Annotated in this window: 8 protein-coding genes, 1 tRNA gene and 1 pseudogene; 6 read left to right on the forward strand and 4 right to left on the reverse strand. The window is 69.0% G+C overall.

Translation table 11 applies throughout. From position 1 onward, the window contains the following. Positions 1–46: 46 nt before the first annotated feature. Both ACTWP9_RS09730 and ACTWP9_RS09735 read right to left on the reverse strand, forming a co-directional pair. A pseudogene (locus ACTWP9_RS09730) lies at positions 47–372 on the reverse strand (transposase); the annotation flags it as partial. Between the two features lie 1001 nt (positions 373–1373). Continuing rightward, positions 1374–1447, reverse strand: a tRNA-Pro gene (locus ACTWP9_RS09735). 219 nt (positions 1448–1666) lie between these two features. Here ACTWP9_RS09735 and ACTWP9_RS09740 point away from each other — a divergent pair. Together ACTWP9_RS09740 and ACTWP9_RS09745 are read left to right on the forward strand one after the other, a co-directional pair. Then, positions 1667–3052 carry an NAD(P)/FAD-dependent oxidoreductase gene (locus ACTWP9_RS09740; RefSeq protein ID WP_443245633.1) on the forward strand — a complete coding sequence of 462 codons (1386 nt, stop codon included), beginning with the start codon at positions 1667–1669 and terminating at the stop codon, positions 3050–3052. A gap of 474 nt (positions 3053–3526) precedes the next feature. Then, positions 3527–4624, forward strand: a complete 1098-nt coding sequence (locus tag ACTWP9_RS09745) for a glycosyltransferase family 2 protein (RefSeq protein WP_443245634.1) — start codon at positions 3527–3529, stop codon at positions 4622–4624. Here ACTWP9_RS09745 and ACTWP9_RS09750 read toward each other — a convergent pair. Next, positions 4592–6046, reverse strand: a complete 1455-nt coding sequence (locus ACTWP9_RS09750; RefSeq protein ID WP_443245942.1) for a lipase maturation factor family protein — start codon at positions 6044–6046, stop codon at positions 4592–4594. The two genes, ACTWP9_RS09745 and ACTWP9_RS09750, sit on opposite strands and share 33 nt — an antisense overlap. Before the next feature lie 82 nt (positions 6047–6128). On the opposite strand from ACTWP9_RS09750, the gene ACTWP9_RS09755 reads away from it, so the two are divergent. From ACTWP9_RS09755 to ACTWP9_RS09770, 4 genes are all read left to right on the forward strand, one after another. Next, a complete protein-coding gene (locus ACTWP9_RS09755; protein ID WP_443245635.1) occupies positions 6129–8819 on the forward strand; it encodes an ABC transporter in 2691 nt (896 codons plus the stop codon). Positions 8820–9048: 229 nt separating this feature from the next. Next, entirely contained in the window at positions 9049–10326 is a 1278-nt protein-coding gene (locus tag ACTWP9_RS09760) for an FAD-dependent monooxygenase (protein ID WP_443245636.1), read from the forward strand. A 94-nt stretch (positions 10327–10420) separates the two neighbouring features. Further along, positions 10421–11098 (forward strand): response regulator transcription factor, encoded by a 678-nt coding sequence (locus ACTWP9_RS09765; protein ID WP_443245637.1) that lies wholly within the window; start codon positions 10421–10423, stop codon positions 11096–11098. Positions 11099–11195: 97 nt separating this feature from the next. Next, positions 11196–12365 (forward strand): MsnO8 family LLM class oxidoreductase, encoded by a 1170-nt coding sequence (locus ACTWP9_RS09770; protein WP_443245638.1) that lies wholly within the window; start codon positions 11196–11198, stop codon positions 12363–12365. A 32-nt stretch (positions 12366–12397) separates the two neighbouring features. Here the strand turns inward: ACTWP9_RS09770 and ACTWP9_RS09775 are convergent, their stop codons facing one another. After that, positions 12398–13858 (reverse strand): acyl-CoA synthetase, encoded by a 1461-nt coding sequence (locus ACTWP9_RS09775; protein ID WP_443245639.1) that lies wholly within the window; start codon positions 13856–13858, stop codon positions 12398–12400. Between the last annotated feature and the right edge of the window lie 89 nt (positions 13859–13947).

A 13947-nucleotide genomic window follows, 5' to 3' on the forward strand; every position in this document is an offset into this window, starting at 1 on the left:
CCTGTCATTGATCTGCGGCGTGGGGGGTGACCTGCTTGTTTCTGCTTCAGCCGGTGAGGGTGAGGTTGTGCAGGCGGGCGATGCCGAGCATCGCTTGGTGCACGCCGTCGCCCTTCAGGCGGCAGTCACGGAGGACCTTCCAGTTCTTCATGCGGGCGAAGGCGTGCTCGATCCGGGGCGGACCTTGCGGTGGGAGGAGTTGTGTTCCTCTCTCCAGACCGAGAGTTCGGCCTGGCCCTTCTCAACGCGGTGCGGGATAATCAGGCCAGTGCCGCGGTAGCCGCCGTCCGCAATGACCGTCGTGGGGCCGACGGCGGCCTTGGCTCCGGACAGCTCCCACGCCTCGCAGTCGTTGCGGTTGCCCGCGACCGGTGTAGGAGGCTAGAAGGTTGGTGACGTGGTCGGCCAGCCAGGAGGCCGGTGGCTGGCCTCCTGCTCTGCTGTGGGGGACGGCGGTAGTTGTAGTTGACGTTCCAGACGCCGAGGGCTGTGCGGCGTTGATCTACGAGGCCGCAGACGGCTCCCTCACCGCCCTGCGCCACCTCCTGGCCGAACTGGTCAACGGCTGCTCCGCCGACCTGCTCGGCCTGCGTGGTCCGCCGGGTCTTTCTCGGCCCGCCAGGTGTTCAAGGGGGGAGCGGGCCCCTTTCAGCAGTTGACGCACGAGAGCGATGCTGTGGGTGGTCTTCCCTCTCGATGAAGGCGTACATCGCGCTCATCAGTCGCTCTCTTTCGCGAAGAAGACCGGCGCCCTTTGCAGCACCTCAACCGCTTCGCCCTACTCGGCGGCCAACCTCCGCAGCAGGGACAGCCCTTCACGCTCGGCCGTCGTCAGCTCTCTGTCCCGTCCGGATCCGACTCCCCATGCATCGGCCCCGCTGGAACGGCCCCTGCAGCGTGCTACCGCCCCCACAGGCGCTCCCGCTCTCGCGGATACGCTCCCACCCGTGCTCAAGTGTCATCCGCCCGCCCCAGGCGTGGGATTGCGTCACGGGGCGACCGGCACTGCCGCGCTGGCCTGGGCAAAGGCCCTTCCCGATGCGAGGAAGGGGCGGGGAGCGTGTCAGCCGCAAGGCCGTAGCGGCCGGCCCCGCCCTCCCGTGCGGTCAAGGGGCTCTTGTGCCCCATGTCCGGGAACACCGGTCCAACCGCCGGGGCGTGGCGATACCGCACCGTTGACGACGGCGCGCAGCAGCGGCGTACCGCGCACAACCGCGACCCGATCGTGGAACGGAGAAAACGGGCACTGCTGACGGCTGGGAGCGTGGGAGCGCGAGTGCTCCCAGAGGGCTCCCCTCATGGGAGCAAACGCGCGTACGAAAGAAGCCGCCCCAGCACATGCTGGAACGGCTTCCGATCTGCGACCTTCGCAGTCGGGACGGCGGGATTTGAACCCACGACCCCTTGACCCCCAGTCAAGTGCGCTACCAAACTGCGCCACGTCCCGGTGCTCGTCCGGCTCGGGGCTTGCCCCTCGCCGCTCGCGCACAAAGAACAATACAGCACTTCAGGGGGTGCTCGCTCACCCCCTCCTCCTCTGAAACGGCCGTGCGGCGGACGCCCCCTTGGGTTTGGTGGGGTGGCGGGCGGGAACTCCGGCTGTTCTGCGACAGACGGCCGGGGCCGCGGGTGGCTTCGGCCTCGCTTCTGGGAGGAGGTCTCGGTCGTGAGCCGGTCCCGCATAGTGATCGTCGGAGCTGGATTCGCCGGATACCAGGCGGCGCGTACCCTCTCGCGCACGCTCCGTGGTGCCGCGGAGATCGTGCTGGTCAACCCCAACGACTACTTCCTCTACCTGCCCCTGCTGCCCGAGGTGGCCTCCGGGGTCCTGGAGCCGCGGCGGGTGTCCGTCTCGCTGGCGGGCACGCTGCCCCGCGTACGGCTCGTTCTCGGTGAGGTCGGCAGTGTCGACTTCGATCAGCGTCGGCTCCAGTACGTCGATCCCGAGGGGCGTTCCGGAGAGCTCGACTACGACCGGCTGTTGCTGACCGTCGGCAGCGTCAACAAGCTGCTGCCGATCCCCGGAGTGGCTGAGTACGCGCACGGTTTCCGAGGCATGCCGGAAGCCCTCTACCTGCGCGATCACGTCAACCGGCAGATCGCCCTGGCCGCGGCTTCCGAGGACCCGGACGAAGCCGCAGCCCGCCGTACCTTCGTGGTCGTCGGAGCGGGCTACACGGGCACGGAGGTGGCGGCGCACGGCCAGATGTTCGCCGAATCCCTCGCCCGGCAGCACAGTCGACAGCGCAGCGGTCGACAGCACAGCAGCCGAGATGACAAGCAGGACGAGCAGGAGAAGGGGACAGTCGGCGTCCAGCAAAGGGAGGGGCGGCGGACCCGTTGGCTGCTGCTCGACATTGCCCCTCGCGTGCTGCCTGAGCTGGACGAACGCCTCTCGGACACGGCCCACAAGGTGCTGACCGAGCGGGGCGTCGACGTTCGGACCGGAACCTCGGTCAAAGAGGCGACGAGCGAGGGTGTGCTGCTGGAGAGCGGGGAGTTCGTTTCCACCCGTTCGCTGATCTGGTGCGTGGGCGTCCGGCCCGACCCCCTCGTCCAGGACCTCGGGCTGGAGACCCAGCAGGGCCGCATCATTGTCGACGAGTATCTGCGAGTGCCCGGCAAGCCGGAAGTCATGGCCTGCGGTGATGCAGCCGCAGTGCCCGATCTGACCCGGCCTGGGGAGATCACGCCGATGACGGCCCAGCACGCGGTACGGCAGGGGAAGATCGCGGGCCGTAATCTCGCCGCCTCGTTCGGCTACGGAGCGTCGCGCCCCTACAAACACCATGACCTCGGCTTCATGGTCGACCTCGGTGGGGTCAAGGCCGCGGCGAACCCGCTGCGAGTTCCGCTCTCCGGGCCGCTCGCCAACCTCGTGACACGTGGCTACCACCTCGCCGCCATGCCGGGGAACCGGATCCGCGTGCTGGCGGACTGGGCCCTGGACGCGGTGCTGCCGAGGCAGGCGGCGCAGCTGGGACTGGTGAGGTCCTGGTCCGTACCGCTGGAGTCGTCATCGCCCGAGATCGCGCGGGTGCCGAGCCCCTGAGCCACGACCCCGTACGCTCTTCCGCCTCGTCCTCCCCGGCACCTCTCGTTTGCTCCGTGGCTGCTCCCTCACCCGCCTGGGTGACGGAGTTATGCACAACCGGCCGGTTATCCACGGAAAGTAAGACGCCGACCACGGAGCGAGCATCCACAGCTAGCTTTCTCGTAGCGGGTCCGGACGGCCGAAGCCGAAGCTGACGCCGATCCGCTCGCACTGTGCAGCGCGACGGCATACGCCCGGTGGCGCTCACACCGCCGCGGCGTCGTGCCACGTCGTACGCACGCAGTGCATCGCGCACAGCACGAGAGAGAACGAGAGGAAGCAACGTATGCACGGGGGACTGCCACTCATCGGTCTGAGCATGCTCGTCTACGGAACCGTCGGCGCCGCCGCCCTGGCCAAGGGAGCGTTCGACCGGGTCCGGGGTCGGGCGAGGCGGACCAGCAGGAACGCAGAGCAGGGGAGGGGTACCGCATGCACGGCCGTGTGACGGTGATCGTCCCCGCCCACAACGAAGAGACAGGACTCCCCGCAACACTGGAGTCCGTACTCGCCCAAACCGTGCAACCCGAGCAGGTGATCGTCGTGGACGACGCCTCCGAAGACCGCACCGGCGAAGTGGCCCGGGCCTACGGAGTGGAGGTGCTGCGGCCGGCGGCCAACCTCGGCAGCAAGGCCAAGGCGCAGAATCACGCGCTGCCGCACTGCCGCGGCGACCTGGTCCTGGCCGTGGACGCTGACACCGTCCTGGCGCCGGACTACATCGAACGCATCCTGCCCGTGTTCGACGACCCCTCCGTCGTGGTTGCGGCAGGCAATGTGCAGACCCGGTTCGCCCGGACCGTGTGGGAACGGGGCCGCTCGGTGGAGTATCTGCACGGTTTCCACTGGCACCGCCCCATCCAGGAACGGGCCAACAGCCCGATGGTCTGCTCCGGTTGCTGCTCCGTGTTCCGTCACCGAGAGCTGACGGCCGCCGGCGGCTTCCCGGAGCGCACCATCGTCGAGGACATGGACTACACCTGGAGCCAGCAGATCGCCGGGCGCCGGGCCCGCTACGTCAGCGCCGCCGTCGCCTGGGCTGCCGACCCGGAATCACTGCTCTACCTGCGCAAACAGGTCTGGCGCTGGATGGCCGGCTTCTGCCAGAACCTCCGCGTACACGCCGGAGAGCTGATCTGGCGCAAACCGATACTGGCCGTATGGGTGCTGCTGGCACTCGTCGAAATCCTCCTGGCACCCCTGTGGTGGTGCACGCCGGTGATCCTGACGGTCGGCTTCGGGATGCCGGTTCCGGAGACGCTTGCCTGGTGGGTCGGAACGGAACTCCTGTGCACCATCCCGCCATTGCTCTACGCGGCGCGCAAACGGGGACTGAGGCTGACGAAGGTGATGACAGATCTGCCCTGCGTATACCCGACCAAGGCCGTCAACCTCTGGTACGCGTGGAAAGCCGTACTCGTCGAACTCGTACTGGTCCCACTGCGCCTCTCCCGCGGACTGACCGTCTACGAGAAGGGCCGCGGCCCCTCTCCTGTGTCACCAGGGACGCCTGCCACCGCGCTGCCCTGACAGCGCGACGGGCGGCAGGAACTCACGGACAAAGGCGCGGTGCCACCACGCGCCCGTCTCCCGCCGCTCCTCCCGTGTCGTGAAGCGGTAGCGATACAGCAACGCCCGTACGTGCGTAGGGGGCTGCTCCGGAAACGGGTTGGTGTGCAGCAGCCGCAGTGTTGCCGGATCATTCTTGAGCAGACGGGAGACGAACGGCTCGAACCAGCCCGCGGTGTAGGCGGGGGAGAGCGCGGCGAACCACATCTGCCAGTCGAGACGCAGATGATACGGCGCGAACTGGCGCGGCAGCCGGCGCACATTCCCCGGCTTTCCCTTGAACTCGTACTCACGCCACACCGTGTCCGGTGTGACCTGCTCCTCGTCCGTGCCCTCCAGCACGATCTCCTGCCGGACGCGGGTCACACTGCCGAACGCCCCATAGGTGTTCACCAGATGGAGAGGGTTGAAGGACCGGTTCATCTGCTGGGTCCGGCTGAGCAGATTACGTGCGGGCCAGTAGCTGAGCACGACGATCAGCGCCGTTGCCGCGCACACCACGACGGCGAACCACAGGGGAGTCGGATCGAAGGAGGGGGTGCCCGTAAGGGGAGAGGTGTCGACGGCGGCGAAGGCGAGAACGATCGTCATCCAGTTGAGCCAGGAGAAGTTGCCCGACAGAACGAGCCACAGCTGCGTGATGATGATCAATCCCGCCGCGACCGTGGCAACGGGCTGCGGACAGAACAGCCCGAAGGGCACGATCAGCTGGGCCACATGGTTGGCGGCCACCTCCACCCGGTGCAGGGGCTTGGGGAGGTGGTGGAAATACCAACTCAGCGGTCCGGGCATCGGCTGGGTCTCGTGGTGGTAGTACAGGCAGGTCAGCTTGCGCCAGCACTCGTCGCCGCGCCACTTGATCAGCCCCGCGCCGAACTCCAATCGGAAGAGCAGCCAGCGCATCAGCCACAGGGTCAGCACAGGCGGTGCCGTCTCCGCGTTACCCAGAAAGATCGCAAGGAAGCCCGCCTCCAGCAGCAACGACTCCCAGCCGAAGCTGTAGAAGATCTGCCCGACGTTCACGAACGAGAGATAGAGGAACCACAGCAGTGCCCACATCACCATCGACGCCCACAGGGGCACGGCATCCGCGGCCCCCACCACCACGGCGGCGGCCAGCAGGACCCCCACCCAGGCGCAGACCCCGGTGAAGCGGTCGTCACACCGCCAGTGGAAGAGGCTCGGAGAGGCCCGGAACGGCACCCGCCGCACAAACACGGCGGCCGGCACCAGCCCGCGCTCGCCGAGCAGCGCCCGGAACTGCATCGCAGCCGAAAAGAAAGCGACGAGATAGAGAGCGGCCAGGGCGCGCTGGAGGACCAGTCGGCTCAGCTCGTACCCGGGAGCCGAGAACCACGGCGTGAACCACTCCATGGCGGCCATGAGTACCACCCGTGCGCCTCCCTCACGCCCCTTGGCGGGGCCGCTGAGGCGAAGCATCGGGCGAGTAGCCGATCATGGACGGATGAGCGACGACGGCTATGTACGAGTGCGGGGCGCCCGCGAGCACAACCTGCGCGGCGTGGACGTGGACATTCCGCGGGACGCGCTGGTCGTCTTCACCGGTGTGTCCGGCTCGGGCAAGTCCTCGCTCGCGTTCGGCACGCTCTACGCGGAAGCGCAGCGACGCTACTTCGAGTCGGTGGCGCCCTATGCGAGGCGACTGATTCACCAGGTCGGAGCGCCGCGGGTCGAGGAGGTCACCGGGCTGCCGCCGGCAGTGGCGCTGGAGCAGCGGCGTTCGACCCCGACCGGACGCTCGTCCGTCGGCACGGTCACCACCGTGTCGAACTCGTTGCGGATGCTCTTCTCGCGGGCAGGACGCTATCCGCACGGCGCCGAGCGGCTGGATTCGGACGCCTTCTCGCCCAACACGGCGGCGGGTGCCTGCCCGGAGTGCCACGGGCTCGGCATCGTGCACCGGGTCACCGAGGAATCGCTGGTGCCGGACCCGTCGCTCACCATCCGCGAGGGCGCCATCGCCGCCTGGCCGGGGGCGTGGCTGGGCAAGAACCTGCGGGATGTCACCGCGGCGCTCGGCTACGACATCGACCGCCCGTGGCGGGAGCTGCCGACCGAGCAGCGGGAGTGGCTGCTCTTCACCGACGAGCAGCCGGTCGTCACCGTTCACCCGGTGCGTGAGGCAGGCCGTATCCAGCGGCCCTACCAGGGCACCTACCAGAGCGCGAAGCGGTATGTGCTGCACACCTTCGCGGAGACGAAGAGTGCAACGTTGCGGCAGCGGGTGCGGCGGTTCCTGGTCAGCGCGGACTGTCCCGTGTGCGGCGGGCGGCGGCTGCGCCCGGAGGCCCTGGCAGTGACGTTCGCTGGCCGGGACATCGCCGAGTTGGCGGCGCTGCCGCTGGAACGGCTCGCGGAGGTGCTTCGTGGGGGCTTGGGGGGTGGGGAGGGGGGTGGGGCCCCCGAGGCAGCATGGCAGCAGCCTGAAGAAGGGATCCAGCAGAGCGTCACCGCAGCCCTCTGCCAGGACCTCGTCTCCCGCATCGATGTACTCGTCGAGCTGGGCCTGGGTTATCTGAGTACCGACAGGCCCACTCCTACGCTCTCGGCGGGGGAGTTGCAGCGGCTGCGGCTGGCCACCCAGTTGCGGTCGGGCCTGTTCGGGGTCGTATATGTGCTGGACGAGCCGTCAGCCGGGCTGCATCCCGCGGACACCGAGGCACTGCTGACAGTTCTGGACAGGCTCAAGGAAGCGGGAAATTCGCTGTTCGTCGTCGAGCACGAGATGGCGGTGGTCAGGCGGGCGGACTGGATCGTGGACGTCGGCCCCAGGGCGGGCGAGCACGGGGGCGAGGTGCTCTACAGCGGTCCTGTCCACGGGCTGGCGGGCACGGCGCGCTCGGCCACACGCGCTTACCTCTTCCCGTCGGAAACCGACGCACGCACAGTACCCACCGCTTCCCCCGAGCCCGCAGCGCCCGGCAGACCTGGCACGCCGGGCACCCCGGGCACACCTGCCGCGTCCGGGACGCCCGCGGGAGTCCCTGTCAGCCCCGTGCCGTCCACCGTCGCCACCTCCGGACGCGGAGCGGAGGGACAGGGGCGGACTGTGCGGCGGCGGCCTGAGAGGTGGTTGTCGCTGTCCGGGGCGACGCAGCACAATCTGCGGGGGCTGGATGTGGAATTTCCGCTGGGCCTGTTCACGGCTGTCACGGGCGTGTCCGGCTCGGGTAAGTCCACGCTGGTCAGCCAGGTCCTCGCCGATCTCGTCGCCGACCACACCGGCACCGGGGCAGCCGCCGCGGCAGCTGGGACCGGCGCAGGCCAAGAGGCGCAGGACGAGGAGCCGGAGGGGGCGGTCGCGCAGGACCGCGGCCTCGGCGTCATGGCGGCCGAGGGGCTGGAGTCGGTGAACCGGCTGGTGCGGGTCGACCAGAAACCCATCGGACGCACTCCGCGCTCCAACCTGGCGACGTACACGGGCCTTTTCGACGCCGTACGGAAGGTCTTCGCGGCCACTGACGAGGCCAAAGTGCGGGGTTACAGCGCGGGACGGTTCTCCTTCAACGTCGCCGAGGGTCGCTGTCCGACTTGCCAGGGCGAGGGGTACATCGCCGTCGAGCTTCTCTTTCTGCCTGGTACGTACGCGCCCTGTACGGACTGCCATGGGGCGCGCTACAACTCCGAGACCCTGGAGGTCACCTACCGGGGCGCGACCATTGCCGATGTCCTGGGCATGACGGTCGATGGTGCCGCCTCCTTCCTTTCGGACGTCCCGGCGGCCCGGCGCGGACTGGACGCTCTGCAGCGCGTGGGTCTCGGGTATCTGCGGCTGGGGCAGCCCGCGACGGAGCTCTCCGGGGGAGAGGCGCAGCGGATCAAGCTCGCCAGCGAACTCCAGCGCAGCCGCCGCGGACACACCCTCTACCTTCTGGACGAGCCCACCACCGGGCTGCATCCAGCCGATACGGAGGTACTGCTGCGGCAGTTGCACGGACTGGTCGTGGCCGGACACACCGTCATCGTCGTCGAACACGATCTGGCGGTGGTGTCCGGCGCCGACTGGGTCATCGACCTCGGTCCCGGGGGTGGGGACCGGGGCGGCCGGATCGTCGCTGCCGGAACGCCGGAAGAGGTGGCAGGCTCTCGTACGAGCGTCACTGCCGCCTATCTCGCAGCTGCCCTGAACGGGTGACCGCTGCGCCCTCAGTTGCCCATCGGAGGGCGTGGCTCCCCGCGCGACCTCACCCAGCGCCACCCGTCTCCCCACATCTCCCCGCGTTCAACTGTCTCGACCCGCCGCCGCGCCCGGCGCCGACCGTGGTCGCACATCCGGCAGCTCTCCGTAGGCAACCAGCGGCCCCTGCAGGTGGTCCGTACGGGAGGGCAGCACTGAATGGATCGCGTACCAACCAGGAGGCACCATGAGGCACGCGCTCATCGTCGGCGGCGGTATCGCCGGAGCCATGACGGCGATCTCGCTGCGGAAGGCCGGGATCAGTTCGACCGTCTATGAGGCGTACCCGGCCGGTGCCGATGATGCGGGTGCCTTCCTCGTGCTCTTTCACAACGGTCTTGAGGCGCTGCGTACCGTCGACGCCCACCAAGCCGTACTCGACGTGTCCTTTCCGGCCGAGCGTGTCGAAATGCTCGCGCACACCGGCGACAGCCTGGGCGTGCGGCCGGTTGTCGGTGGCGGAAGCACCGGTGGAATCAGTGGTGGTGGGAACAGCGGTACTGGCAACGGCCGCATCAGTGACGGCCACAGCTTCCTCGGCCCCCGTACGCTCCGGCGCGCGACCCTCTATCGTGCGCTGCACGACCAGGCGGCGCGCCAGGGCGTCACCATCGAGCACGGCAAGCGTCTCGTGGCTGCCGACACCGCGCCCGACGGCCGGGTGACCGCCCGTTTCGCCGACGGCACCCACGCCGAAGGCGATCTGCTCGTCGGAGCCGACGGCCTGCACTCCGTGACCCGCACCCTCATCGATCCCGACGCGCCCGCGCCCCGCCATACCGGCCAGATCACCGTGTGCGGTTACGCCCCCAGCGTTCCTCCGGAAGCCGCACCGGCACCCGGTACCTACCGGATGATCCGCGGCAGGCGGGCCCTCATCGGCTGCACCATGGCGCCCGACGGTGAGGTCTGGTGGTTCGCCAACACCCCTGGTCAGCAGCTCAGCCAGGAGGAACTGGCAACCGGAACGCCGGAGGGGACGGCTCGGTGGCGGGACCACGTGGTCTCCCTGTTCTCCGACGACGCCTCACCGGCCGCCGACATCGTCCGGGCGAGCGGTGGAATCGTCGCCACCAACGCCTATGACGTTGCCTGTACCCCTGTTTGGCACCGCGGTTCCATGGTGCTGCTCGGCGACGCGGCGCACGCAGCGGCGCCCAACGCCGCGCAGGGCGCTTCCATGGCGATCGAGGACAGCGTCGTGCTTGCCAAGTGCCTGCGTGACCTCCCCAGCGCCGGGGAGGCGTTCGCCCGCTTCGAGGCGCTGCGTCGGGACCGGGTGGAGGCCGTCGTCGAACGCAGCGCTCAGCTGAACGACCAGGTCTTCCCTCGTCCCGCCGGGACGCCCGCCCGTCCTCTGCAGGACGACCCTCGGCAGGAGGACGATTCCGGCAGCGAGTGGCTGCTGGCGTACCGCATCGACTGGGACACCCCTGTCGGTGACGATGCGAGCGCCAACGCCTGAGCGCCACATGCCATCGCACCGCCTTTCCCGGGGAAGCGAAGGCGGAACGAGGGCAGGGGTGAGGCGCGTGCGGGCGGCTGGCTACCGTATGTGCATGACCATCCGCGTGCTCCTTGTCGACGACGACGCCCTCGTGCGGGCCGGGCTCCGGCTGATGCTGGAAGGTACCCCGGACGTCGAGATCGTGGGCGAGGCTGCGGACGGCAGCCAGGTGCTTCCGCAGGTCGCGGAGCACCGTCCGCACGTCGTTCTGATGGACATCCGGATGCCGACCGTGGACGGGCTCACCGCCACCGAGACGCTGCGGGCGCGCGAAGAAGCGCCCGAGGTTGTCGTCCTCACCACCTTCCACGCGGACGCGCATGTACTGCGGGCCCTGCGCGCCGGAGCCGCCGGGTTCCTGCTCAAGGACACCCCTCCCGCCGACATCCTGGCTGCCATCCGCAAGGTGGCCTCCGGTGAGCCGGTGCTGTCGCCGGCTGTCACCCGCCAGCTCATCCAGCACGTAACCCCCGCCGGTCACGACAGTCGCGGGGCACGCGCCCGGAAGGCCATCGCGGCACTCGGCGAACGGGAAAGTGAGGTCGCGCTGGGCGTAGGCCGCGGACTGGCGAACGCAGAGATCGCGGCGTCGCTCTATATGAGCGTGCCGACGGTCAAGACACATGTCTCCCGCATACTGACCAAACTCGACCTCAACAACCGCGTCCAGATCGCCCTCCTGGTCCATGACGCCGGTCTGCTGGAAGAGGCCGGAGTCGACGAGGAGTAGCCAACAGCCAGGAGCAGTGGCAGCAACGGCAGCCCTCTTTGAACAGTGGGAAGCCGCCCTTGGGGAATCCGTGGGGCTCGCAGGCGTTGCAACAGATGTGACTTCATCGCCTCGGTTTCCGGTACCCCTCTCCATACTCGACCGCTCCCTCATCCGGGAGGGCGAGCACCCTGGTCAGGCGCTCCGTGAGACGGTGCGGTTCGCACAGCAGGCGGAGGAGTTGGGTTTCCTGCGCTTCTGGGTCTCCGAGCACCATGCCGTCCCCGGGATCGCCGGCTCCGCGCCGACCGTGCTCGCCACGGCGGTGGCCTCCGCCACGTCCCGGATCCGCGTCGGTACGGGAGGAGTGATGCTCCCCAACCATCAGCCGCTGGTGGTTGCCGAACAGTTCGGGGTGCTGGAGTCGCTCTTCCCTGGCCGTATCGACATGGGGCTAGGTCGCTCTGTCGGCTTCACCGACGGCATCCGCAAGGCACTGCGGGTCGGCAAGGACGCCGCAGACGGCTTCAGTGCACAGCTCTCCGAGCTGCTCGGCTACTTCGACGGCACGGGCCCCGTGCACGCTCGGCCCGCCGAGGGGCTGCGTGTGCCGCCGTTCGTACTGGCGGTGGGCTCGGGCGCGGCAGTGGCGGCCGCGCACGGGTTGCCCTTGGTGATCGGAGCCTCCCGCGACGAGCGCCGGACCCGGGAGGCGGTGGAGACGTACCGGGCAGCCTTCCGGCCACGCGCGGACGGCCCTGCGTTGCACGGCACAAAGTTGCACGGCACCTCATCGCAACGAACTGCAATGCACGGCACCTCATCGCAAGGAACTGCAACGCACGACACCACATCGCAAGGAACTGCAACGCACGACGCTGTCTCGTACGGCACCGCACATGCCGCGCCGTACGTGGTCGTCGCCGTGAACGCTGCTGCTGCCGACACCCGTGAGGAAGCGGAGCTGCTTCAGCTTCCGGAGGCGTGGGCCACGGCACTCTCCCGCACTCGCGGTACTTTCACCCCGCTCGTTGCGCCCGAAGAGGTGCAGGGCCGCGCGATGAGCGCGAAGGAGCGTGCCGCGTTCGACGAGGCTCGCCAGTCGCAGCTGCGCGGGACCGCGGCACAGGTGACCGACGCGCTGGCCGGACTGGTGGAGCGTACGGGCGCCGACGAGATCCTGTTGACGCTCAACACGTATGACCCCGACGACCGGATCGGCTCCTACCGCCGTCTGGCCGAAGCCGCCGGACTGGTGGGCATGCCCGAGCCGTCGACCGTTAGCTGACCTGGCCAGTAAGGGGGTTTCGGCCGGCGGCGTCATCCTTGCTGACCGGGGAGCTCCCGCTTCAGCACCTTGCCCATGTCGTTGCGCGGCAGGGCCTGCAGGAAGCGCACCTCGCGGGGGCGCTTGTGCGGTGCGAGCTGGTCGGCGACCAGATCGGACAGCTCCTCGGCGAGCGGCTGTTGATGCGGCGAGGCGGGGACGATCCAGGCGACGACGCGCTCGCCCAGGTCGTCGTCGGGCTCGCCCGTGACGGCCGCCTCGGCGACGCCCGGGTGGCTGAGGAGCACGTTCTCGATCTCGCCCGCGCCGATCTTGTAGCCGCCGCTCTTGATCAGATCGGTGGCCTTGCGGCCGACGAGGCGTACTGATCCGTCCTCCTCCTGGGTCGCCATGTCGCCGGTGCGGAACCAGCCGCCGTCGAAGGCTTCGGTTGTCGCGTCAGGGCGGTTGAGGTATTCGGTGAACAGGTTCGGCCCGCGTACCTGTAGCTCGCCCACAGTCTCGGTGTCCTCCGCGGGAAGGCGTTTGCCCGCATCGTCCACCAGCCGGACGTCCACATCGCGCAGCGGCATACCGACAGTGCCCGGGCGGGACGTTCCGTCAGGCCGGACGCTGGTGTTCATCAGCGTCTCGGTCATTCCGTAGCGCTCGATCACGCGCTGGCCGGCCGCCGCCGTCAGCCGGTCGTGGTCGTGCAGCGGCAGGGCGGCCGAACCGGAAACGAGCAGTCGCGCCCCGGCCAGCGCCGACACCAGGTCCGGATCGCTCGAACAAGCGTCGGCGAGACGGTGGTACATCGTCGGCACGCCGAACAGCATCGTTCCGCCGCCGGCCAGTTCCCGGGTCACTCCCTCGATGCTGAAGCGGCCCAGATGGCGCAGGGTTCCCCCGCGGCGCAGCGGGCCGAGGACACCAAGGATCAGCCCGTGCACGTGGAACAGCGGCAGGCCGTGCACCACTACGTCGTCCGCCGTCCACTGCCACGCTTCTTCCAGTGCGTCCAGATTGCTGGCGATGGCGCGCCGCGAGAGGACCACACCCTTGGGCGGTCCGGTTGTCCCGGAGGTGTAGACGACTAGCGCCGCGGTCTCCGGGTTCGGCTCGGTGGGCAGCACCCAGGTCTGTTCGTCGGCCGTCCCGGCCGAAATCTCGATGTCCGTGCGCAGCAGTGACCCGAGCGGCTCGGGGAGCTCCGCTCCGGTCTCGGCCAGCACTGTGCCGGGCGCGCTGTCGGTGACGATGTGCGTCAGCTCGCTCGCGCCGCTCTTCGGATTCACCGGAACCACGGGGACCCCCGCCAGCAGCCCGGCGACCACGCCCACCGCCGTCTCCAGGCTGGGCGTCGCCCAGACCGCGACGGGCGCCGACGTGTGGAGCCGGGCAGCAAGATCGCTCGCCACGGCAACCAGTTGCCGGTAGCTGAGGGCTCGGTCACCGAAGCGCAGCGCCGTATGGGAGGACGCCGTGTGCAGCGCGGGAAAGAGCAGGGACACCCGGACTCCTTTGTGATCTCTCGCCTCTGGGTACCGCCAGCATCTCACCCGCCTCGTCGCCCGCTCGTTCGGAGGAGCCGGATATCCCG

It is taken from the genome of Streptomyces sp. 3N207, assembly GCF_052246355.1.
GTDB lineage: Bacteria > Actinomycetota > Actinomycetes > Streptomycetales > Streptomycetaceae > Streptomyces.

Coding starts and splice junctions, on each gene's coding strand:
- ACTWP9_RS09755 (WP_443245635.1), top strand. CDS start 6,129: ATGAGCGACGACGGCTATGTACGAGTGCGGGGCGCCCGCGAGCACAAC.
- ACTWP9_RS09760 (WP_443245636.1), top strand. CDS start 9,049: ATGAGGCACGCGCTCATCGTCGGCGGCGGTATCGCCGGAGCCATGACG.
- ACTWP9_RS09750 (WP_443245942.1), bottom strand. CDS start 6,046: ATGGCCGCCATGGAGTGGTTCACGCCGTGGTTCTCGGCTCCCGGGTAC.
- ACTWP9_RS09765 (WP_443245637.1), top strand. CDS start 10,421: ATGACCATCCGCGTGCTCCTTGTCGACGACGACGCCCTCGTGCGGGCC.
- ACTWP9_RS09745 (WP_443245634.1), top strand. CDS start 3,527: ATGCACGGCCGTGTGACGGTGATCGTCCCCGCCCACAACGAAGAGACA.